Source organism: Pseudoroseomonas cervicalis (genome assembly GCF_030818485.1).
Taxonomy (GTDB): domain Bacteria; phylum Pseudomonadota; class Alphaproteobacteria; order Acetobacterales; family Acetobacteraceae; genus Pseudoroseomonas; species Pseudoroseomonas cervicalis_A.
Genome location: NZ_JAUTAJ010000004.1, coordinates 1065201 through 1085731, shown reverse-complemented (window position 1 = coordinate 1085731; position 20531 = coordinate 1065201). Strand labels below are relative to the sequence as shown.

Sequence of the window (20531 nt, the reverse complement as noted above, 5' to 3'; positions counted from 1 at the left end):
ATGGAGCTGTCGCGGCTGCCCGGCTTCCTGCTGGGCCGTTTGGTGAAGGCGGCGATCGTCATCCTGGCGATCGTCGTCTGCAACTTCTTCCTGATCCACGCCGCCCCCGGCGACCCGGCGAGCATCATCGCCGGGCAGTCGGGCGCGGCCGATGCCCGCTTCCTGGAGCAGCTGCGGGCGCAGTTCGGGCTGGACCAGCCGCTTTATGTGCAGCTCTGGCTCTATCTGAAAGGCGTGCTGACGCTCGATCTCGGCTTCAGCCACCGCCAGCAGGTCGCGGTCGCGACGCTGCTCTGGGACCGGCTGCCGGCGACGCTGCTGCTGACCGGTGCGGCCTTCCTCCTCGCCATCACCGCCGGCGTCGCCATGGGGGCGCTGGCGGCGCGGCGCGTCGGCGGCTGGGGCGACACCATCATCACCATCCTGGCGCTCACCTTCTACGCCACGCCGCTGTTCTGGGTGGGGCTGATGCTGGTGCTGCTGTTCAGCGTGGCGCTGGAATGGCTGCCCTCCTTCGGCATGGCGTCCGTGGGCGTCGAGCTGCATGGCGTCGCCGCGGTGCTGGATGTGGCGAAGCATCTGGTGCTGCCGGGGCTGACGCTCGGCCTGTTCTATGTCGCGGTCTATGCGCGGCTGTCGCGCGCCACCATGCTGGAGGTGGCCGACCAGGATTTCGTCAAGACGGCACGCGCCAAGGGCGTGCCGGAAGGGCGCATCCTGCGCCGCCACATCCTGCGCAACGCGCTGCTGCCGGTGATCACCTTCGCCGGCATCCAGGCTGGGCAGCTGATCGGCGGCTCGATCCTGGTGGAGACGGTCTTCGCCTGGCCGGGCATCGGCAGGCTGGCCTTCGAGGCGCTGCTGGCGCGCGACTACCAGGTGCTGATGGGGGTGTTCTTCTGCACCAGCGTCATGGTGGTGCTGTTCAACCTGATCACGGATCTCCTTTACGCCATCGTCGATCCGCGCGTGGAGGTCGCCCGATGAGGGAATTCTGGCGCAACTACCGGCGCAACCGCGGCGCCGTGCTGGGGCTCGTCATCCTGGCGCTGGTGCTGGCCCTCGCCGCCACCGCCCCGCTGCTCTTCCCCGGCAATCCTTGGGACATGGCGGGCATGCCCTTCGCCCCGCCGGGCGAGATGGGCATGCTGCTCGGCACCGACAGCCTGGGCCGCGACCTCGCCGCCGGCATCGCGCATGGCGCGCGGGTTTCTCTTCTGGTGGGCGCTGTCTCGACGGTCGCGGCGCTGGCCATCGGCGTCAGCCTCGGCGCCATCGCCGGCTATCTCGGCGGCCTGGCCGATGATCTGGTGATGCGCTTCACCGAATTCTTCCAGACCATCCCGAGCTTCGTGCTGGCGATCCTGATCGTGGCCATCTTCACCCCGACGCTGGCCTCCATCGTCTTCGCCATCGCCATCGTCTCCTGGCCGCCGGTGGCGCGGGTGGTGCGGGCGGAGTTCCTGTCGCTGCGCTCGCGCGAATTCGTCCAGGCCTCCGAGGTGCTGGGCAAGTCGCGGCTGTCGATCGTCATCGGCGACATTCTGCCCAACGCCCTGTCGCCGATCGTCGTGCTCTCCTCGCTGATGGTGGCCTCGGCCATCCTGCTGGAAAGCGCGCTCTCCTTCCTCGGCCTTGGCGATCCTAACACCATGTCCTGGGGCTTCCTGATCGGCTCCGGCCGCAGCGTCATCCGCATCGCCTGGTGGATGAGCGTGTTTCCGGGCATCGCCATCTTCCTCACCGTGCTGTCGCTGAACCTGGTGGGCGAGGGGCTGTCGGATGCGCTGAACCCGCGCCTGGCGCGCAACCGCGGGGGCAAGCCATGACCCGTCTGCTGACCGTCGATTCCCTCACGGTGGCGCTGCCGCCGGGCGCCGACCGGCCGCATGCCGTCGAGGATCTCTCGCTGCATCTCGATGCGGGCGAGATTCTGTGCGTCGTCGGCGAAAGCGGCTCCGGCAAGTCGATCACCGCCAACACGGTGATGGGGCTGCTGCCCAAGGGCCTGCCGGTGAAGCAGGGACGCATCAGTTTCGAGGGCGAGGACATTCTCGGCCTCTCGGCCGAGGCGCTGCGCTCCCGCCGCGGCCGCCGCATGGCCATGGTGTTCCAGGAGCCGATGACGGCGCTGAACCCGCTGATGAAGGTGGGCGACCAGATCGCCGAGGCGCTCCAGGTGCATGGCAAGGGCAGCGAGGCGAAGGCGCGTGTGCCGGAGCTGCTGGCCGCGGTGAATCTGCCCGACCCGGCGGCGATCGCGCGCATGCATCCCTTCCGCCTCTCCGGCGGCCAGCGCCAGCGCGTGATGATCGCCATGGCGCTGGCCCTTGAACCCGCGCTGCTGATCGCCGATGAGCCGACCACCGCGCTCGACGTCACCACGCAGATGCAGATCCTGCGGCTGATCCGCGAGATCCAGTCGCGCAAGGGCATGGGGGTGATGTTCATCACCCATGATTTCGGCGTGGTGGCGGAGATCGCCGACCGCGTGGCCGTGATGCAGCGCGGCCGCATCGTCGAGCAGGGGCCGGCGGCCGAGATCCTGAACCGGCCGCAGCACCCCTATACCCGGGCGCTGATCGCCGCCGTGCCGCATGGCGCGCCGCCCGAACGCGCGGCGATCCGACCGGCGCCGGTGCTGTCGCTGCAGGGTGTCACCAAGACCTATCAGCGCGGCGGCTGGTTCGGCGCGCGCGCGACCGTCAAGGCGGTGCACGACGCCGATTTCACCCTGAACAAGGGCGAGACGCTGGGGCTGGTCGGCGAAAGCGGCTCCGGCAAATCCACGCTCGCCCGCTGCGTGGTGCGTCTCGTCGAACCGGAACAGGGAGAGATCCTGTTCCACGGCAAGGATCTGCGACCGCTCTCGCGCCAGGGCTGGCTGCCCTATCGCCGGCGCATCCAGATGGTGTTCCAGGACCCCTACGCCTCGCTGAACCCGCGCCGCAAGGTGGGGGATGCGATCACCGAAGGCCCGGTCACCCATGGCGTGCCGCTGGCCGAGGCGCGCGAGCGGGCGCGCGAACTGCTGCGCCTGGTGCGGCTCGACCCCTCGGCGATGGAGCGCTACCCGCATGAATTCAGCGGCGGCCAGCGCCAGCGCATCGGCCTGGCCCGCGCGCTCGCCATGCAGCCGGAGCTGCTGATCGCCGATGAGCCGGTCTCGGCGCTCGACGTCTCGGTGCAGGCGCAGGTTCTGGAACTGCTGGCCGAGATCCGCCAGCGCCTCGGCCTGACCATGCTGTTCATCACCCATGATCTGCGGGTGGCGGCGCAGATCTGTGATCGCATAGCGGTTATGCGGCGCGGCGCCATCGTCGAGCAGGGCCCGACTTCGCAGGTGTTTGGCGCGCCGAAGCACGAATACACCCGGGCCCTGCTGGACAGCATCCCCGGACGGGAGTGGACTCCTCCCGCTCTGTCCGAATCCGCCTGAAGGAAGCTCCATGCCCGCTCTCGATCCCGGTGTGCGCCGCGCCATCCTCGACGCCGTGACGGCGCTGGAGGGCGAGTCCGTGGCGGCGCTGGAGCGCCTGGTGCGCTGCCCCTCGACGCTCGGCAACGAGGCCTCGGCGCTGGAGGAGATGGCGCAGAACTATGCCGCGCTCGGCCTCGCCCCGCGCCGCGTGCCGACGGTGCCGGAGCAGCTGGCCTCGCATCCCGGCTTCTCGCCGCCGCTGATCTCCTATGAGGGGCGCGACAATGTCGTCGCCGTCCACAGCCCGCGCGAGCGGAAGGGCCGCAGCCTGGTGCTGCAGGGCCATGTCGATGTGGTGCCCGAGGGCGCGGCCGAGATCTGGGCGACGCCGCCCTATGAGCCCTCGATCCGCGATGGCCGCATGTATGGCCGTGGCGCCGGCGACATGAAGGCGGGCGACATCTCCAATGTCATGGCCTTCCGCGCGCTGCAGCTGGCCGGGCTGCAGCCGGCGGCCGAGGTGCAGTTCCAGTCGGTGATCGAGGAGGAATGCACCGGCAATGGCGCGCTGGCCTGCATGCTGGCCCTGCCGAAATGCGACGCCGTCATCATCCCCGAGCCCGGCCCGGGCGTGGAGGGGCTCTACACCGCCGAGGTCGGCGTGATCTGGGCCTGGGTGACGGTGACCGGCCGGCCGGTGCATGTGCGCGACATGCAGGCGGGCGTGAACGCCATCGAGGCGGCCTATGTCATCTCCCAGCGCTTCAAGGCCTATGAGGCGGAGATGAACCGGGCGGAGAACATCCACTCCGCCTTCTTCGGCGTGAACCACCCGGTGAATGTCAATTTCGGCACGGTGCAGGGCGGCGAGTGGAACAGCTCGGTGCCGACCCGCGCCAAGATCGGGCTGCGCGTCGGCATCATGGTCGGCAACACGGCCAAGGCGGTGAAGGCCGATATCGAGCGCCTGGTGGCCGAGGCCGCCGCCGATGAGCGGCTGCGCGGCACCAAGGTCGCGCTGGAATTCGCCGGCTTCATGGCCGATCCCTGCCTCTTCGACAAGGAATCGGAGATTGTGCGCATGGTGCAGCGCCATTTCGCCGAGGCGAATGGCCGCGAGCTGCGCGACTACCCGGCCTCCGGCCTCACCGATGGGCGTTTCTTCGAGCTGTACCAGAGCACGCGCGTCGCCTGCTTCGGCCCGGACGCCGATTCCATCCATGGCATCGACGAGAGCGTCGGGCTGGAGAGCTTCCACGCCACCACGCGCACCATCGCGCTGACCATGGCCGAATGGTGCGGGGTGGAGAAGGCATGAGCGTCCCCAGCAATCTTCCGGTCTCCGGCGCCAGGCTGTGGGACAGCCTGATGCGGATGGCGCGCATCGGCGGCACGGCGAAGGGCGGCTGCAACCGCCAGACCCTGACCGAGCTCGATGGCGAGGGCCGCGCCCTGCTGCAATCCTGGGCCGAGGCGATCGGCTGCCGCGTCACCACCGACCGCGTCGGCAACATGGTGATCAGGCGCGAGGGCAGGGATCCTTCCAGACCCGCCATCGCCATGGGCAGCCATCTCGACACCCAGCCGACGGGCGGAAAATTCGACGGCGTGCTGGGTGTGCTGGCCGGGCTCGAGGTGCTGCGCGCTTTGCATGAATCCGGCATCGAGACCGAGGCGCCGGTGGTCCTGATCAACTGGACCAATGAGGAAGGCGCCCGCTTCTCGCCGCCCATGATGGGCAGCGGCGTTGCCATGGGCCTCTTCACCGAGGAAGAGGTGCTGGCCAAGACCGACCCCGCCGGCGCCGTCTTCGGCGAGGAGCTGCGCCGCATCGGCTGGCAGGGCGAGGCCGACCCCGCCGCCCTGCAATCCCTCGGCGCCTATTTCGAGCTGCATATCGAGCAGGGGCCGCTGCTGGAGCAGGCCGGCATCCCGGTGGGCGTGGTGGACCGCGCCCTCGGCCAGCTCTGGCTCGACGTCACCGTCGAGGGCGAGGATTTCCACGCCGGCGGCGCCATGGGCCCGCGGCGCGACGCCATGGTCGGCGCCGCCATGCTGGTGCAGGCGGTGGAGGAGATCGCGCTCTCCGCCGGCGGCGATGGCCGCGGCACGGTGGGCCGGCTGCTGGTCACGCCCGACAGTCGCAACGTCGTGCCCAGCCGGGTCTGGTTCAGCGTCGATTTCCGCCATGGCGACCCTGACGCCCTGGCCGCCATGGGCCGCGCCCTGGAACAGCGCGCGGCGGCGCTGGCGGCGAAGCGGGGACTTTCCATCCGCGTCGAGCCCTTCTGGGAATTCCCGCTGACCCCCTTCGACCCGACCCTGGTCGAGGCGCTGCGCCAGGCCGCGCGCGGCCGTGGCCTGGAGTTCCAGGAGATGCCGACCGGCATCGGCCACGACGCTGTCTATGTCGCCCGCCGCCTGCCGACGGCGATGATCTTCGTCCCCTGCGAAGGGGGCATCAGCCACAACGAGGCCGAGGCCATCACGCCCGAATGGGCCGAGGCCGGGCTGGTGGTGCTGGCCGATGCGGTGCTGGCCACCGCCGGCCGCGCCACGGGAGGAGAGTGAGAGATGCGCATCGCCCTGGGCGGCTTCCTGCATGAGAGCCATTCCTTCGCCCCGCGTTCGACGGGGTGGGAGGAATTCCGCAGCCCCGGCGGCTTCCCCGGCTTCCAGCGCGGCGCCGGGCTGCTCGACACGCTGCGCCCGACCTCCGTCCCCTCGGCCGGCGCCATCGAGCGCGCCGCCGAGCTCGGCGCCACCCTGGTGCCGCTGGCCTGGAGCTTCGCCAACCCGGCCGGCCCTGTCACCGAACAGGCCTTCGAGCGCATCAGCGCCTGCATCATCGCCGACCTCGCCGACGCGCTGGATGCGGGCAAGCTGGATGGCGTCTATCTCGACCTGCACGGCGCCATGGTGGCGGAGGGCTTCCCGGACGCCGAGGGCGAGCTGCTGCGCCGCGTGCGCGCGGTGGTGGGGCCCGACATCCCCGTCACCGCCAGCCTCGACCCGCATTGCAACCTGACCCTGCGGATGGTGGAGATGGCGGACGCGCTGGTGCCCTTCCGCACCTATCCGCATGTCGACATGAAGGCCGCCGGCGCCCAGGCCATGCAGCTTCTGGCCGACCGCATCGCCCGCGGCACCCCCTTCGCCCGCGCCTTCCGCCAGGCCGAGTACTGGATGCCGCTGACCACGCAATGCACCATGGTCGAGCCGATGCAGGGCGTCATGGCCACCCGCGCCGAGCTGGCGCGGCGCCCGGGCGTCGCCGAGCTCGGCTTCTGCTTCGGCTTCCCCTATGCCGATTTCGCCGATTGCGGCGTGGCGCTGGCCTGCTACGCCCAGGATCAGGCTGCCGCCGACCAGGCCGCCGACGCCCTGCTGGCGGTGCTGGCGGAGCGGGAGCCGCTCTTCGCCGGCAGCGCCCTGCCGGCGGCGGAGGGCGTGGCGAAGGCGAAGCAGATCGCCGCATCCGCCACGAAACCTATCGTGCTGGCCGACACCCAGGACAATCCCGGTGGCGGCGGCCATGGCGACACCACCGGCCTGCTCGCCGAGCTGGTCCGCCAGCAGGCCGACGCCACCCTCGGCCTGATCAACGACGCCGAAAGCGCCGCCGCCTGCCACGCGGCGGGCGAGGGCGCCGAGCTGGAGCTGAAGCTGGGCGGCAAGTCGGATGGCGTGCCCTTCGAGGCACGGGTGAAGGTGCTGCGCCTGACCGATGGCCGCTTCACCTGCACCGGGCCGATGAGCGCGGGCAACCCGGCCGATCTCGGGCCCTCGGCGCTCATCGCCATCGGGCCGGTCAAAATCATCATCGTCAGCCGCAAGATGCAGGCGCATGACCAGGCGCTGTTCCGCCATATCGGCATCGAGCCGGCCCGGGAAAACATCCTGGCGCTGAAGAGCAGCGTGCATTTCCGCGCCGATTTCCAGCCGATCGCGGAGCAGGTGCTGGTCGTCGCGGCGCCAGGGCCGGTGCTGGCCGACCCCTCCTCGCTGCCCTTCCAGCATCTGCGCCCAGGGCTGCGCACGCGGCCGCGCGCCGCATAAGCAAGAAAAGGCCGGGGGGACAGGGTCCCCCCGGACCCCGCCTTCAGTGGGCGCCCATCAGGGCGCGCACCGCTTCGGGGCGGGGCATGGGGGCGACGGCGCCATAGCCCGTCGTCGCCAGCGCGGCGGCCGCATTGGCGTAGCGCGCGGCCTGCTCCAGGCTGTCGCCCTGGGACAGCCGGGCCAGGAAATTGCCGGCGAAGGTGTCGCCGGCGCCGGTGGCGTCCACCGCCTTCACGCTGTGGCCGGGCAGGGTGGTGCGGCCCTCCCGCGTCGCCACCATCACCCCCTGGCGGCCGAGCTTCAGGATCACCTGCGGCACCATCTCCAGATAGACATCCGCGATGGCATCGGGATCCTCGAGCCCGGTCAGCGCCATGGCGTCGTCATGGCTGGGGAAGGCGATGTCGGCCATGCGCAGCGAGGCATGGATCACCGCCCGCGCCCGCGGCAGCGGCCAGAGCGCGCGGCGCAGATTGGTGTCGTAGCTGACCATCGCGCCGCCCGCCCGCGCCAGCTCCATGGCATGGAAACAGGCATCGCAGGCGCTGGCCGAGATCGCCTGGCTGATGCCGGACAGGTGCAGGATGCGCGTCGCCTTCAGCGCCGCCTCCGGCATGTCGGCCGGCGCCATGCGGCTGGCGGCACTGCCGGCGCGGTAGAAGGTGAATTCATGCCCCTGCGGGCCATGCGTCACGAAATAGATACCCGTTGGCGCATCCTCGCGCTGGGCCACCGTGCTGGCATCCACCCCCTCGGCCGCCCACAGCGCCAGGAAGCTGCGCCCCGGCGCGTCCCGCCCGATGGCGGAGACATAGCCCGCCCGCGCCCCGGCCCGCGCCGCGGCGATGGCGGCGTTGGAGGTGTCGCCGCCATGCCCCTCCAGATACAGAGCGCGGCCTTGTTCATCCGGCGGCAGCTGGTTGAATTCCAGCATCGGCTCGCCGAGGCACAGCACATCCAGCCGGCTCATGCCTGGGCGATCCCCAGCGCCTCGCGCGCCGCCGCCTGCACCAGCTCGCGCTTGCCGGCGGCGATCGCCGCCTCGTCCACCAGCTTGCCGCCGATGCCGACAAAGGCCGCGCCGGCGGCGATGTAGTCGCCGGCATTGCGCGCATCCACCCCGCCGGTGGGACAGAAGGCGGTGGTCGGGAAGACCGCGCGGAGCGACCTGATATGGGCCGGGCCGCCCACCGAGCTGGCCGGGAAGATCTTCACCACATCCGCCCCGGCCTGGCGCGCCGCGCGCACCTCGGTCGGCGTCAGCGCGCCCATCATCAGGCAGGCGCCGGAATCGCGGCAGGGCGCCGCCAGCGCGGCATCCACCCAGGGCGAGACGATGAAGCGCGCGCCCGCCGAGAGGCAGGCCTCGGCATCGGCGGCCGAGGGCACCGTGCCGGCGCCGACCAGCAGCTTCGGGTCGCTGGCCAGGTCACGGATCACCGACAGCGCGTCCGGAATGGTGAGGGTGATCTCGAAAATGGTGATGCCCGCGTCGCGCAGCCAGGCGCAGGCGGTGGCGGCGTGCTCGGCGCTGCTGGTGCGCACCACGGGCACGATGCGCGCGGCACGGAACTGTTCGATCAGCGGATGCGGGGTCATGGGCTCGGGCCTCCCGGCGATGTTGCGGGAAGGCTAGCCCTCCCGCCTTCTGGCGGGAAGCGGGGCAGGCGGGCGGTCGCCGCCTGCTGCCGGATCCGGGCCTCAGCCCAGCGCGGACATCTTCTCGGCGGTGCGCTCCAGCGCGCGGGCGGACTCGTGCGCGTGGCGCACCTTCACCGCCGTCTCGCCCAGCGTGTCGTGATAGCGGTGCACCTGCGTCGCCAGGCCGCTGGTGGCGCTCTTCAGCTCCTGCAGATTGCTGCGGAACAGCGCCACCGCCTCGGCCTGCTCCGCCAGCGCGGTTTCCAGCTTCCGCAGCGCCAGGCGCAACCGATCCTGCGGCTGCTGCGGGAAGCAAAGGATGGAGGCGGACTGGTCCATGGCGGGGCCTCTGCTCGATCTGTTGATACCCTGTTAACAGACGACGGACGCATAAAGCCATCTCAAAAAACGAGACACTCATAAAAAATTCGGGATGGCCCCGTGGAATGGCCTGGGCGGGTTTTCCTGCCGGGCCCGATCTGCTCTAACGCGCGCCCCTCAGCGCGGAGAGGCTATCATGGCCGAAACCATCGGACTCGATTTCGGCACCACCAACAGCGTCATCGCGCTGCATGGGGAGGATGGCGCCGTCGGCACCGTCCGCTACGCGGTGGGCGGGGCCGAGATCGACACCTTCCGCTCCCTGCTCTGCTTCTGGGCCGAGGAAACCGGGCCCAGCCGCGGCCGGCTGCAGCACGCCGCCGGCCCGATGGCCATCGAGGCCTATCTCGACGATCCGCTGGGCTGCCGGCTGATCATGTCGATGAAAAGCTACCTGGCCAGCCGCAGTTTCCAGGAGACCCGCATCTTCGGCCGCAGCTTCGGGCTGGAGGAGCTGATCTCCCTCTTCCTGCGCGCCCTGCTGGCCAGCGCCCCCACCGGCAGCGCCCTGGCGCAGGCCCGGGTGGTGGCCGGCCGCCCGGTGCGCTTCGTCGGCGAGCAGGCGGATGACGCGCTGGCGACCCAGCGCCTGAGCGCCGCCTTCCGCGGCGCCGGCTGGTCGGATGTCACCCTGGCGCTGGAGCCCGAGGCCGCCGGCCACCGCTTCGCCGCCACGCTGGACGGGCCGGCCACCGTGCTGGTGGGGGATTTCGGCGGCGGCACCAGCGATTTCTCGCTGATGCGCTTCGACCCCGGCGCGGCGCCGGGCCGCCGCGTCACGGCGCTGGGCCATGCCGGGCTCGGCATCGCCGGCGATGCCTTCGACTACCGCATCATCGACCATGTGGTGTCGCCGCGTCTGGGCAAGGGCGACAGCTACCGGGTGATGGGCACGGCCCTGCCGGTGCCGCCCAGCTTCTACACCAGCTTCGCCCGTTGGCACCGGCTGTCGCTGATGCGCGCGCCGCGCACCATGCGCGAGATCGCCGAGGTGGCGCGCGCCGCCGACCATCCGGAGAAGCTGCAGCACCTGATGCGGCTGGTGGAGGATGAGACCGGCTATGCGCTCTACCAGGCCGTCTCCGGCGTGAAGGCGGCGCTGTCGCGCGCCGACAGCGCCGAGCTGCGCTTCCGCCATGGCGATTTCGTGCTGGAGGAGCAGATCGCCCGCGCCGATTTCGAGCAGTGGATCACGCCCGAGCTGACCCGCATCGGCGCCGCCGTCGACCAGGCGCTGGCCGATGCCGGCCTGGCGCCGGAGGCGGTGGACAAGGTCTTCCTCACCGGCGGCACCTCCCTGGTCCCGGCGGTGCGCGGCGTGTTCGAGCGGCGCTTCGGCGCCGGCAATGTGGCGCATGGCGGCGAATTCGTCTCGGTGGCCGAGGGGCTGGCGCTGATCGGCGCCGAGCGGGCGCTGGCCGCCTGAGGCCCGCCCGCCGGCTCAGCCGGCGCGGTGGCGCCAGGAAGCGAGGCCGGTGGCGCGGCGCGCCCGGGCCCACAGCGCCAGCGCGGCCAGCGCCGGCAGGGCGAAGCCCGCCAGCAGCCCGGCCCAGCCGGCCGAGAAGGGCAGGGCCAGCAGGGCGAGCGCCAGGAAGGTGCCGGCCTGGCTGCCCAGGCCGCGCCAGCGGCCGCGCGGGCTGGACAGGCCCAGCAGCGCCGCCGCCGCATCCGGCCCGCGCTGCGCCAGCCCGGCCAGCGCCGCCACCGCCGCCAGGCCGCGCAGCCCGCGCGGCGCCAGCAGCAGCGCCCGGCCGGCCATCGCCGCCGGCAGGGCCAGCGCCAGCAGGGCGAAGGGCAGCAGCGGCGCGGCGCTGCCATCGCGCGCCGCCAGCAGCCCCAGCGTGACCGCCAGCGCCGCCAGGGCGGCGCCGGCCCACAGCGCCTCGGCCGCCACCTGCAGGGCGGGCGCCAGCAGATGCCGGCGCTGGCCCACCGCCAGGCCGCGATGCCAGGGGCGGAACAGCACATCGGCATGGCGCCGCAGCGCATGGCCGAGGCCGGCGGGCGGCACCGCCTGGGCAGGGGCCTCGCCCATCGGCTCGGCCAGCGCGGCGCTGTCCCAGCCCTGGCGCAGCAGCCGCAGGCCGAGCTCGGCCACCGGCTCCGGCGCCGCCGCGTCCCAGCCGCCGGCCAGGCGCAGCGCCTCGGCGCGGATCAGCGCGAGGGAGGGGCGCAGCCGCGCCGCGCAATGCTCATTGGCGGCCTGGCGGGGCAGGGTCCAGGCGCCTTCATCGGCGGCATGCGCCAGGCGCTGCGCCAGCCCGGCCTCTGCGCCCGGCACCGCCTGCGCCGCCTGCACATAGCCGAGGCCGAGCCGCGCCTGCAGGAAGGGCATGCCGCGGCGCAGCCAGTCCGGCCGCACCCGGCAGCCGGGCTCGACCAGGCCGATGGCCAGCGCGTCCGGCGCCGTCTCGCGCAGCGCGAAGCCGCGCGCCGCCTGCGGGCAGGCGCCGATCTGGAAGAAGCGGAAGCGCGGGCCGAGGCGGGCGACATGCTCCGCCACCTTCTCCCAGCGCGCCGGGGCCTCGCTGCTGTCGACCACCAGCACCTCGAAGGCCGGGTAGTCGAGCTCGGCCAGCCGGTCCAGCGTGTCGCGCATCACCGCCGGCGGCGCGTCATGACTGATCAGGTGCAGCGACACCTTGGGCAGCGGCCGCGCCAGCGAGCCATCGAGGGCCGGCCAGCGCCGGCGGTGGCAGCGCAGCCCCCGCGCATCGGCCAGCAGCCGCGCCTGGTAGAGCAGCACTAGGCTGCCGGCGGCCTGCAGCAGCAGCCAGAGCAGCGCCTGCTCCGCCCCCGCCGAGGCCAGCCAGGCGGCGCCCAGCAGCTGCGCCAGCAGGCCGAGCGCCAGCCGCGCCTCGCCGCGCAGCGCCGCGCCGTCGCGCAGCGCCAGCGCCGTCAGCAGGCCGCCCAGCGAGGCGCCGGCCAGCGCCCAGGGCCAGAGGGCCGGCCAGCCTTCCGCCAGCGCGGCCGGCCACCACAGCAGCGGCTGCGCCAGGGCGGGCAGCAGCAGCGTGGCCAGCCGCCAGGCGGGCCCCGGCGCGGCGGCACGCGCCGCACCCCGCCGCGCCATGGGCGCGGCGAGCGGGCTTTCGGTCACAACCGGATGGGGAGCCTGTGCATTCATCGTGCCGAGTCCGGGTTACGGGCCTGTCGGATGCGGCTGTTCTGCCCGCTCGATGCGGCAGGGGATCGACCGCTTGATGGCAGGAATGGGGCCATGGGGCGTGACCCTGTGGCAGAGCTGCCCTAGAACCCGGCCAGGCAACGCTGCTCCGCCCCGCCCGAACGGGCTACGCCACAAGGAGATTTTCCACAGATGGGTGTCGCGCTCGAGCTCGCCGTGATCCTGCTTCTGGTGCTGCTCAACGGTGTCTTCGCCATGAGCGAACTGGCCCTCGTCTCCTCGCGCCGGGTGCGGCTGCTGGGCATGCAGCGGGCCGGGCGGGCCGGCGCCGGCGCGGCGCTGGCGCTGACCGAGGACCCGCAGCGCTTCCTGCCCACCGTGCAGGTCGGCATCACCCTGGTCGGCGTGCTGGCCGGCGCCTTCGCCGGCCAGGGACTGGCGCAGCGGCTGGGGGGCGTGCTGGCCGGGGTGCCGGGGCTGGAGGCCTATGCCGGGCAGATCGCGCTCGGCATCGTGGTCATCGGCATCACCTATGCCTCGCTGATCCTGGGCGAGCTGGTGCCGAAGCAGCTGGCGCTGCGCAATCCGGAGGCGGTCGCGGTGCTGGTGGCGCCGCCCATGTCGCTGCTGTCGCGCGTCGCCGCGCCGATGGTCTGGCTGCTGTCGCGCTCCTCCGCCCTGGTGCTGGGGCTGCTCGGCGCCTCCCGCCCGATCTCGGCGACCATCACCGAGGAGGAGGTCAAGGCCGCGGTCGCCGAGGGCGCCGAGGCCGGCGCGCTGGAGACCGAGGAGCGGCACATGATCGAGCGCGTGCTGCGCCTGGCCGACAAGCCGGTGCGCGCGCTGATGACGCCGCGCACCGAGGTGGAGTGGCTGGAGCGCGGCGCGGCGCAGGAGGATGTGGCCAGCCGCGTGCGCAGCAGCCCGGTGACCCGCTTCGTGGTGGCCGAGCGGCGCATCGACCATGTCGTCGGCGTGGTGGCGGCCAAGGATCTGCTGGACCAGCTGCTGGCCGGCGGGCCGCTCGACATGGCCGCCGCCATGCGCCAGCCGATGATCCTGCCGGACAGCCTCTCGGCGCTCTCCGCGCTGGAGCGGCTGCGCGCCGACCCGATCGGCATCGCGCTGGTGATGGACGAGTATGGCAGCTTCGAGGGGGTGGTCACCGCCTCCGACCTGCTGGAGGCGATCGTCGGCGAGCTGGGGCCGGTGGCGGTGCCGGCCGCGGGCGGCGATGTGGTGGAGCGCCATGATGGCAGCCTGCTGCTGGACGGCATGCTGCCCAGCGACGAGCTGAAGGCGCGGCTGGACCTGCCGGAGCTGCCGGCCGAGGGCAGCTACCACACCGTGGCCGGGCTGATGCTGGCGCTGCTGCACCGCGTGCCGCGCGAGGGCGACCGCATCGTCTGGTCCGGCTGGCGCTTCGAGATCATCGACATGGATGGCCGCCGCGTCGACAAGGTGCTGGCCAGCCGCGAGCAGGCGACGGGCGGCTAGGCGGCGGCAACGGGGTGGCGGCGGGCCTGGCGCTCGTCCTCTCCGGTCCTGCGGCCGGGCGCGCCGGGCGCCCTGGCCGGTCCCGCGGCGGCAGCGCCGCCGCGGCGTGACGGCGGGGGAGGCCGGAGCCTCCCCCCAATGCCTCCCCGGGGCCGGGCTTACAGCCCGGCCTGGGTCACGAATTTGGTGTTCAGATAGGCCTCGATCGCCTCCGAACCGCCTTCCGAGCCATAGCCGCTGTCCTTGATGCCGCCAAAGGGCACTTCCGGCAGGGCCAGGCCCAGATGGTTGATCGTCATCATGCCGCTCTCGACCTGGCTGGCGATGGCGTTCGCCGTCTTGGCCGAGCGGGTGAAGGCGTAGGCCGCGAGGCCGAAGGGCAGGCGGTTCGCCTCCTCCACCACCTCGTCGAAATCGCGGAACGGCACCATCAGGGCGAGCGGGCCGAAGGGCTCCTCGTTCATGGCGCGCATCTCACGGGTCAGGCCGGTCAGCACGGTGGGCTCGAAGAAATAGCCCTTGTTGCCGATGCGACTGCCGCCGGCGCGCAGCTCGGCGCCCTTCTGGGTGGCGTCGCCGATCAGCGCCTCCATGGCCGGGATGCGCCGGTCATTGGCCAGCGGGCCCATCTGGGTGCCCTCTTCCAAGCCGTTGCCGACCTTCACCGATTTGGCATAGGCGGTGAACTTCTCGACGAACTGGTCGAACACCTTCTCCTGCACCAGGAAGCGGGTGGGGGAGACGCAGACCTGGCCGGCATTGCGGAACTTGCTGGTGGCCAGCGTCTTGCTCGCCACCTCGACATCGGCGTCGTCGAACACGATGGCCGGGGCATGGCCGCCCAGCTCCATCGTGGCGCGCTTCATGTGCTTGCCGGCCAGCTCCGCCAGATGCTTGCCCACCGGGGTCGAGCCGGTGAAGGTCACCTTCCGGATGGTCGGGTGCGGGATCAGGTAGGAGGAGATCTCGGCGGGCACGCCATAGAGCAGCCCGACCACGCCCTGCGGCAGGCCGACATCGATGAAGCAGCGGATCAGCTCGGCCGGGGAGGCCGGGGTCTCCTCCGGCGCCTTGACGATGATCGAGCAGCCGGTGGCCAGCGCCGCGGAGAGCTTGCGCACCACCTGGTTGATCGGGAAGTTCCAGGGGGTGAAGGCGGCGACGGGGCCGACCGGCTCCTTCACCACCAGCTGGTAGATGCCCTCGCCACGGGCCGGGATGACGCGGCCATAGGCGCGGCGGGCTTCCTCGGCGAACCAGTCGATGATGTCGGCGCCGGCCAGCACCTCCATCTTCGCTTCCGGCAGCGGCTTGCCCTGCTCCAGCGTCATCAGCTTCGCGATGCTGTCGGCGCGCGAGCGCAGCAGATCGGCCGCCTTGCGCATCAGCTTGGAGCGCTCATAGGCCGAGACCTTGCGCCAGGTGGCGAAGCCGCGCTCGGCCGCGGCCAGCGCCTCGTCCATATCGGCCTGGCTGGCATGCGGGACGGTGCCGATCACCTCCTCGGTCGCCGGGTTCAGCACGGGAATGGTGCGGCCGCCGGTCGCGGCGCGCCACTGGCCGTCGATATGGAGCAGGACGTCCTGATACATCGCAGCGTCTCCTCGTTTGAGAGTCCGGCGGAATGTGGAGCCATGTCCGGCGCAGCGCCACCCCTTGACCCGGGATTTCCCGGCGGGGCCTCGGGTCATCCGATGAGGCGAGGGCAGGGGGCGCGAGTCGGAGGGCGCCCATGAAAAAAGGCCGGGGCGTGGGCCCCGGCCTCGGATCATCCGGCCAGTGGCGCGCCGCGCCTCAGCCTTCCTGCAGCACCGCCACACCCGGCAGCGTCTTGCCCTCGAGCCATTCGAGGAAGGCGCCGCCGGCCGAGGAGACATAGGTCATGCGGTCGGCAACGCCCGCATGGCGCAGGGCCGAGACGGTGTCGCCGCCGCCGCCGATGGTCTTCAGCCCGGCCGAGGTGGTGAGCCCCGCCGCGGTCTGCGCCACCTGCACGGTCGCGGTATCGAAGGGCGGTATCTCGAAGGCGCCGAAGGGACCGTTCCACACCAGGGTGGAGGCCCGCTTCAGCCGCGACTCGACGGCGGCCACGGTCTGCGGCCCGACATCGAGCGCCATCATGCCCTCGGGCACATTGTCGACCGAGACGGTGCGGTTGGGGGCATTGGCGGCAAACGCCTCGGCCACCACCAGGTCTTCCGGCAGCAGCACCTCGCAGCCCGCCGCCTTGGCCTCGTCGAGGATGCGCAGCGCCGTGCCGTGCATCTCCGCTTCCTGCAGCGACTTGCCCATGAACTTGCCCTGGGCGGCGAGGAAGGTGTTGGCCATGGCACCGCCGATGACCAGCACATTCACCTTCTTCGACAGGTTGCCCAGCAGGTCGAGCTTGGTGCTGACCTTGGCGCCGCCGACGATGGCCACCAGCGGCCGCGCCGGATTGCCCAGCGCCGCATCCAGCGCCTCCAGCTCCGCCTGCATCAGCCGCCCGGCATAGGAAGGCAGCTTGTGCGCCACGCCCTCGGTCGAGGCATGCGCGCGATGCGCGGCGGAGAAGGCGTCGTTGACGAACACGTCTCCCAGTTTGGCCAGCGCGTCGACCAGCGCCGGGTCGTTCTTCTCCTCCCCGGCGTGGTAGCGCGTGTTCTCCAGCACCAGGATGTCGCCATCCTTGAGCGCCGCGACGGCGGCTTCCGCCACCGCGCCGATGCAGTCATCGGCGAAGGCGACGGGCCGGCCCAGCGTGGCGGAGAGCGCCTCGGCCATCGGCTTCAGCGACATCTCCGGCACCCGCTTGCCCTTCGGCCGGTCGAAATGGCTGAGCACGATGACGCGCCCGCCCTTCTCCGCCAGCTCGCGGATGGTGGGGGCGAGGCGCTCGATGCGCGTGCGGTCGCTGATCTGACCGTCGCGCACCGGCACGTTCAGGTCGGCGCGCAGCAGGACCCGCTTGCCGGCGGGGTCGAGCTGGTCGAGCGTCCGGAACCGGGCCATGGCCGCGCCCCGCTCAGAGCTTGCCGAGATAGGCGGCGGTGTCCGACATGCGGTTGGAGAAGCCCCACTCATTGTCGTACCAGGACATCACGCGCACCAGGGCGCCATCGACCACCTGGGTCTGTGTGGCGTCGAAGGTCGAGGAAGCCGGGTTGTGGTTGAAGTCGATGCTGACCAGCTTCTCGGTGCTGTAGCCCAGGATGCCCTTCAGCTCGCCCTCGGCCGCCGCCTTGATCGCCGTGTTGATCTCCTCCTTCGTCAGCCCGGTCTTGGAGGGCACGAAGTCGAGGGAGACCAGCGAGACATTCGGCGTCGGGATGCGGATGGCGGTGCCGTCCAGCTTGCCCTTCAGCTCCGGCAGCACCAGGCCCACGGCCTTGGCGGCACCGGTCGAGGTCGGGATGGCCGAGACCGCCGCGGCGCGGGCGCGGTGGAGGTCCTTGTGCAGCGTGTCGACGGTGTTCTGGTCACCCGTATAGGCGTGGATGGTGACCATGTAGCCGCGCTCGATGCCGAACTTCTCGTGCAGCACCTTGGCGACCGGCGCCAGGCAGTTGGTGGTGCAGGAGGCGTTGGAGACGATCTTGTCCTCGGCCGTCAGCGTCTTGTGGTTGACGCCATAGACGATGGTCTTGTCGGCGCCCTCGCCGGGGGCCGAGATCAGCACCTTGCGCGCGCCGGTGCCGAGCAGCACCTGCGCCTTCTCGCGCGCGGTGAAGATGCCGGTGCACTCGGCGGCGATGTCGACGCCGTCCCACTTCAGCTTGGTCGGGTCGCGCTCGGCCGTCACCTTGATCGGGCCCCAGGTCTTGCCATGGGCCTTGATGGTGATGCTGTCGCCCTCGACGATCACCTCGCCGGGGAAGCGGCCATGCACGCTGTCATAGCGGAACAGATGCGCGTTCGCCTCGACGGAGCCCAGGTCGTTGATGGCAACGAACTCGACATCGTCGCGCCCGCTCTCGCAGGCGGCGCGCAGCACGAGGCGACCGATACGCCCGAACCCGTTGATCGCGACCTTCACAGCCATGGTGTCTTTCCTCGTCTTTCCCGTAACAGGCGAAGGGGGCAGGCGCCCCGCTCAGCCCAGCTTGCGCTTGACAGCGGCCACCGCGGCATCCGCCGTGATGCCGAAGTGGCGATAGAGATCCTCGGCCGGTGCCGAGGCACCGAACCCCGTCATGCCGATGAAGGTTGCATCACTGCCGAGCCAGCGGTCCCAGCCGAAGGGCAGCGCCGCCTCGATGCCGATGCGGGGCGCATCGCCCAGCACGGCCGCGCGGTAGCTCTCATCCTGCAGCGCGAACAGCTCCCAGCAGGGCAGCGAGACCACGGCGGTCGGGATGCCCTCGGCCTCCAGCGTCTCGCGCGCGGCCATCGCCAGCTGCACCTCGGAGCCGGTGGCGATCAGCGTCGCGCGGCGCGGGCCGGAGGCCTCGGCCAGCACATAGCCGCCGCGGGCCGATTTGTTCTCGCCCGCCTCGGCGCGCAGCGCCGGCAGGTTCTGCCGCGACAGCGCCAGCACGGCCGGGCCATCGGCGCGGGCCACCGCGATCTCCCAGCACTCCGCCGTCTCCATCGCATCCGCCGGGCGGAAGACATAGAGGTTGGGGATGGCGCGCAGGCTGGCCAGGGTCTCCACCGGCTGGTGGGTCGGGCCATCCTCGCCGAGGCCGATGCTGTCATGCGTCAGCACATGGATGACGCGCTGGCGCATCAGGGCCGCGAGGCGCAGCGACGGGCGCAGATAATCTGCGAAGACCAGGAAGGTGCCCGAATAGGGAATGGTGCCGCCATGCAGCGCCATGCCGTTCATCGCGGCTGCCATGCCATGCTCGCGGATGCCCCAATGCACATAGCGGCCGGCGTAATTGGCCGGCGTCAGCACGGGGATGCCCTTGACGTTGGTGTTGTTCGAGCCGGTGAGGTCGGCCGAGCCGCCGATCATCTCCGGGATGGCCGGCACCAGCACCTCCAGCGCCCGCTGGCTGGCCACGCGGCTGGCGATCTTCGGCTTGTCCTCGGCCAGCTTGGCGCGATAGGCGGCGGCGGCCTCGTGCCAGCCCTCCGGCAGCTTGCCGGCCATGGCGCGCTCGAACTCGGCCTTCTGCGGGTGGTTGGCCAGGCGCTTCAGCCAGGAGCGGCGGGTGCCGGCGCTGCGGCGGCCGGCGGCCTCCCAGGCGGCCTTGATCTCGGCCGGAACCTCGAAGGGGCCGGCGGTCCAGCCCAGCGCCTCCTTGGCGGCGCTGGCCTCCGGCCCGCCCAGCGGGCTGCCATGGCTGCCGGCGGTGCCCGCCTTGCTGGGGGCGGAGAAGCCGATGATGGTGCGGCAGGCGATGATGGTCGGCTTCTTCGAGCGCGTCGCCGCCTCCAGCGCCTTCTCCACCTCGGCCGGGTTGTGCCCGTCGACCCGCTTCACCGCCCAGCCATACGAAAGAAAACGCTTCAGCACGTCATCCGAGCTGGTCAGCCCGACATCGCCATCGATGCAGATGCCGTTGTCATCCCACAGCACGGTCAGCTTCGACAGCTTGAAGTGGCCGGCGATGGAGGCGGCCTCGTGGCTGATGCCCTCCATCAGGCAGCCATCGCCGGCGATCACCCAGGTGCGGTGGTCGACCAGGCTCTTGCCGAAGCGCGCCGCCAGATGGCGCTCGGCCAGCGCCATGCCGACGGCGTTGGCCAGCCCCTGGCCGAGCGGGCCGGTGGTGGTCTCGATCGCCGGGTGCTCGCCGAATTCCGGATGGCCGGCGGCCACCGAATGCAGCTGGCGGAACTGCTTGATGTCCTCGATGCCCATGCCGGCATGGCCGGAGAGATGCAGCCAGGCATAGAGCAGCATCGAGCCATGGCCGGCCGAGAGCACGAAGCGGTCGCGATCGGCCCAGCGCGGATCGGCCGCGTCATGCTTGAGGAATTTGGTGAACAGCACCGTCGCCGCATCGGCCATGCCCATCGGCATGCCGGGATGGCCGGATTTGGCCTTCTCCACCGCGTCGATGGCCAGCGCCCGGATGGCGTCGGCCATCCGCCGGTTCTCGGTCATCGGCCGCGCCAGGATCTCGGCCTGGGCCGCGATGGCGGGGTTGGCGGAAGCGTCGGGGAGGGGGGGCGATACTGGCCAAGGCGAAGAACCTCTCGGGCGTCGGGACGGCTATAAAGGCGACATGAAGACGCGGCAACCCGGCGGGGCCGGAGCCCGGGCGTCGCGTCCGGCGGGGCCCTGCCGGTGGCGGGCGGGCCGCGCGGAGCATCGGCCTGTCGGGCCGCCGCAGCCCTTACCTCGGCTGGGCCGGACTTGCCAGCCTCCCGGCGGCGGCGGCCCCCGGCCAGGCCGGTTTCCGCCGCCGCCGCGGGCCCCGGCATGGCGCAGGCTTTTGTTGCGGTGCGATGCGCGGCGCGGCAAAGCTG

Annotated in this window: 16 protein-coding genes; 8 read left to right on the top strand and 8 right to left on the bottom strand. The window is 71.6% G+C overall.

Annotated elements, in window-relative coordinates; translation table 11 throughout:
• Genes QE401_RS08930 through QE401_RS08905 form a run of 6 tightly spaced genes read left to right on the top strand, consistent with a single transcriptional unit; the run spans nt 1 to nt 7480 of the window.
• The gene (locus QE401_RS08930; RefSeq protein ID WP_307137869.1) at nt 1–987 is read left to right on the top strand and encodes an ABC transporter permease; all 987 of its coding nucleotides are present in this window, start codon (nt 1–3) and stop codon (nt 985–987) included.
• A complete protein-coding gene (locus QE401_RS08925; RefSeq protein WP_307137868.1) occupies nt 984–1829 on the top strand; it encodes an ABC transporter permease in 846 nt (281 codons plus the stop codon). The genes QE401_RS08930 and QE401_RS08925 overlap by 4 nt, the downstream gene beginning before the upstream one ends.
• Entirely contained in the window at nt 1826–3439 is a 1614-nt protein-coding gene (locus tag QE401_RS08920; protein WP_307137867.1) for an ABC transporter ATP-binding protein, read from the top strand. The genes QE401_RS08925 and QE401_RS08920 overlap by 4 nt, the downstream gene beginning before the upstream one ends.
• 10 nt (nt 3440–3449) lie before the next feature.
• On the top strand, nt 3450–4739 hold the full coding sequence (locus QE401_RS08915) for an ArgE/DapE family deacylase (RefSeq protein WP_307137866.1): 1290 nt from the start codon (nt 3450–3452) through the stop codon (nt 4737–4739).
• Complete coding sequence (locus tag QE401_RS08910; protein WP_307137865.1) at nt 4736–5992, top strand: Zn-dependent hydrolase; 1257 nt, start codon at nt 4736–4738, stop codon at nt 5990–5992. The genes QE401_RS08915 and QE401_RS08910 overlap by 4 nt, the downstream gene beginning before the upstream one ends.
• 3 nt (nt 5993–5995) lie before the next feature.
• A complete protein-coding gene (locus tag QE401_RS08905) occupies nt 5996–7480 on the top strand; it encodes a M81 family metallopeptidase (protein WP_307137864.1) in 1485 nt (494 codons plus the stop codon).
• A gap of 43 nt (nt 7481–7523) precedes the next feature.
• Here QE401_RS08905 and QE401_RS08900 read toward each other — a convergent pair whose 3' ends face one another.
• The 3 genes from QE401_RS08900 to QE401_RS08890 form a co-directional block, all read right to left on the bottom strand.
• Nucleotides 7524–8453 carry a sugar kinase gene (locus tag QE401_RS08900; protein ID WP_307137863.1) on the bottom strand — a complete coding sequence of 310 codons (930 nt, stop codon included), beginning with the start codon at nt 8451–8453 and terminating at the stop codon, nt 7524–7526.
• Complete coding sequence (locus QE401_RS08895; RefSeq protein WP_307137862.1) at nt 8450–9082, bottom strand: bifunctional 4-hydroxy-2-oxoglutarate aldolase/2-dehydro-3-deoxy-phosphogluconate aldolase; 633 nt, start codon at nt 9080–9082, stop codon at nt 8450–8452. The genes QE401_RS08900 and QE401_RS08895 overlap by 4 nt, the downstream gene beginning before the upstream one ends.
• A 102-nt stretch (nt 9083–9184) precedes the next feature.
• Complete coding sequence (locus tag QE401_RS08890) at nt 9185–9463, bottom strand: hypothetical protein (RefSeq protein ID WP_307137861.1); 279 nt, start codon at nt 9461–9463, stop codon at nt 9185–9187.
• A 178-nt stretch (nt 9464–9641) separates the two neighbouring features.
• Between QE401_RS08890 and QE401_RS08885 the strand changes: the two genes are divergently transcribed.
• Nucleotides 9642–10931 (top strand): Hsp70 family protein, encoded by a 1290-nt coding sequence (locus QE401_RS08885; RefSeq protein ID WP_307137860.1) that lies wholly within the window; start codon nt 9642–9644, stop codon nt 10929–10931.
• 15 nt (nt 10932–10946) lie between these two features.
• Here QE401_RS08885 and QE401_RS08880 read toward each other — a convergent pair whose 3' ends face one another.
• Nucleotides 10947–12605 (bottom strand): glycosyltransferase family protein, encoded by a 1659-nt coding sequence (locus QE401_RS08880; RefSeq protein WP_307137859.1) that lies wholly within the window; start codon nt 12603–12605, stop codon nt 10947–10949.
• Nucleotides 12606–12824: 219 nt separating this feature from the next.
• On the opposite strand from QE401_RS08880, the gene QE401_RS08875 reads away from it, so the two are divergent.
• Nucleotides 12825–14129, top strand: coding sequence for a hemolysin family protein (locus QE401_RS08875; RefSeq protein ID WP_307137858.1), 1305 nt, complete (start codon nt 12825–12827; stop codon nt 14127–14129).
• Nucleotides 14130–14287: 158 nt separating this feature from the next.
• Here the strand turns inward: QE401_RS08875 and QE401_RS08870 are convergent, their stop codons facing one another.
• The 4 genes from QE401_RS08870 to tkt all read right to left on the bottom strand — a co-directional run bounded on the left by QE401_RS08870 (nt 14288) and on the right by tkt (nt 20166).
• Nucleotides 14288–15721 carry an NAD-dependent succinate-semialdehyde dehydrogenase gene (locus QE401_RS08870; protein ID WP_307137857.1) on the bottom strand — a complete coding sequence of 478 codons (1434 nt, stop codon included), beginning with the start codon at nt 15719–15721 and terminating at the stop codon, nt 14288–14290.
• Nucleotides 15722–15923: 202 nt separating this feature from the next.
• Nucleotides 15924–17120, bottom strand: a complete 1197-nt coding sequence (locus tag QE401_RS08865; protein WP_307137856.1) for a phosphoglycerate kinase — start codon at nt 17118–17120, stop codon at nt 15924–15926.
• 13 nt (nt 17121–17133) lie between these two features.
• Complete coding sequence (gap, locus tag QE401_RS08860) at nt 17134–18150, bottom strand: type I glyceraldehyde-3-phosphate dehydrogenase (protein WP_307137855.1); 1017 nt, start codon at nt 18148–18150, stop codon at nt 17134–17136.
• 51 nt (nt 18151–18201) lie between these two features.
• Complete coding sequence (gene tkt / locus QE401_RS08855; RefSeq protein ID WP_307137854.1) at nt 18202–20166, bottom strand: transketolase; 1965 nt, start codon at nt 20164–20166, stop codon at nt 18202–18204.
• Nucleotides 20167–20531 lie beyond the last annotated feature (365 nt).

Coding starts and splice junctions, on each gene's coding strand:
- QE401_RS08920 (WP_307137867.1), top strand. CDS start 1,826: ATGACCCGTCTGCTGACCGTCGATTCCCTCACGGTGGCGCTGCCGCCG.
- QE401_RS08865 (WP_307137856.1), bottom strand. CDS start 17,120: ATGGCCCGGTTCCGGACGCTCGACCAGCTCGACCCCGCCGGCAAGCGG.
- QE401_RS08890 (WP_307137861.1), bottom strand. CDS start 9,463: ATGGACCAGTCCGCCTCCATCCTTTGCTTCCCGCAGCAGCCGCAGGAT.
- QE401_RS08905 (WP_307137864.1), top strand. CDS start 5,996: ATGCGCATCGCCCTGGGCGGCTTCCTGCATGAGAGCCATTCCTTCGCC.
- QE401_RS08900 (WP_307137863.1), bottom strand. CDS start 8,453: ATGAGCCGGCTGGATGTGCTGTGCCTCGGCGAGCCGATGCTGGAATTC.
- QE401_RS08930 (WP_307137869.1), top strand. CDS start 1: ATGGAGCTGTCGCGGCTGCCCGGCTTCCTGCTGGGCCGTTTGGTGAAG.
- tkt (WP_307137854.1), bottom strand. CDS start 20,166: ATGACCGAGAACCGGCGGATGGCCGACGCCATCCGGGCGCTGGCCATC.
- QE401_RS08870 (WP_307137857.1), bottom strand. CDS start 15,721: ATGTATCAGGACGTCCTGCTCCATATCGACGGCCAGTGGCGCGCCGCG.
- QE401_RS08875 (WP_307137858.1), top strand. CDS start 12,825: ATGGGTGTCGCGCTCGAGCTCGCCGTGATCCTGCTTCTGGTGCTGCTC.
- QE401_RS08925 (WP_307137868.1), top strand. CDS start 984: ATGAGGGAATTCTGGCGCAACTACCGGCGCAACCGCGGCGCCGTGCTG.
- QE401_RS08915 (WP_307137866.1), top strand. CDS start 3,450: ATGCCCGCTCTCGATCCCGGTGTGCGCCGCGCCATCCTCGACGCCGTG.
- QE401_RS08910 (WP_307137865.1), top strand. CDS start 4,736: ATGAGCGTCCCCAGCAATCTTCCGGTCTCCGGCGCCAGGCTGTGGGAC.
- gap (WP_307137855.1), bottom strand. CDS start 18,150: ATGGCTGTGAAGGTCGCGATCAACGGGTTCGGGCGTATCGGTCGCCTC.
- QE401_RS08895 (WP_307137862.1), bottom strand. CDS start 9,082: ATGACCCCGCATCCGCTGATCGAACAGTTCCGTGCCGCGCGCATCGTG.
- QE401_RS08885 (WP_307137860.1), top strand. CDS start 9,642: ATGGCCGAAACCATCGGACTCGATTTCGGCACCACCAACAGCGTCATC.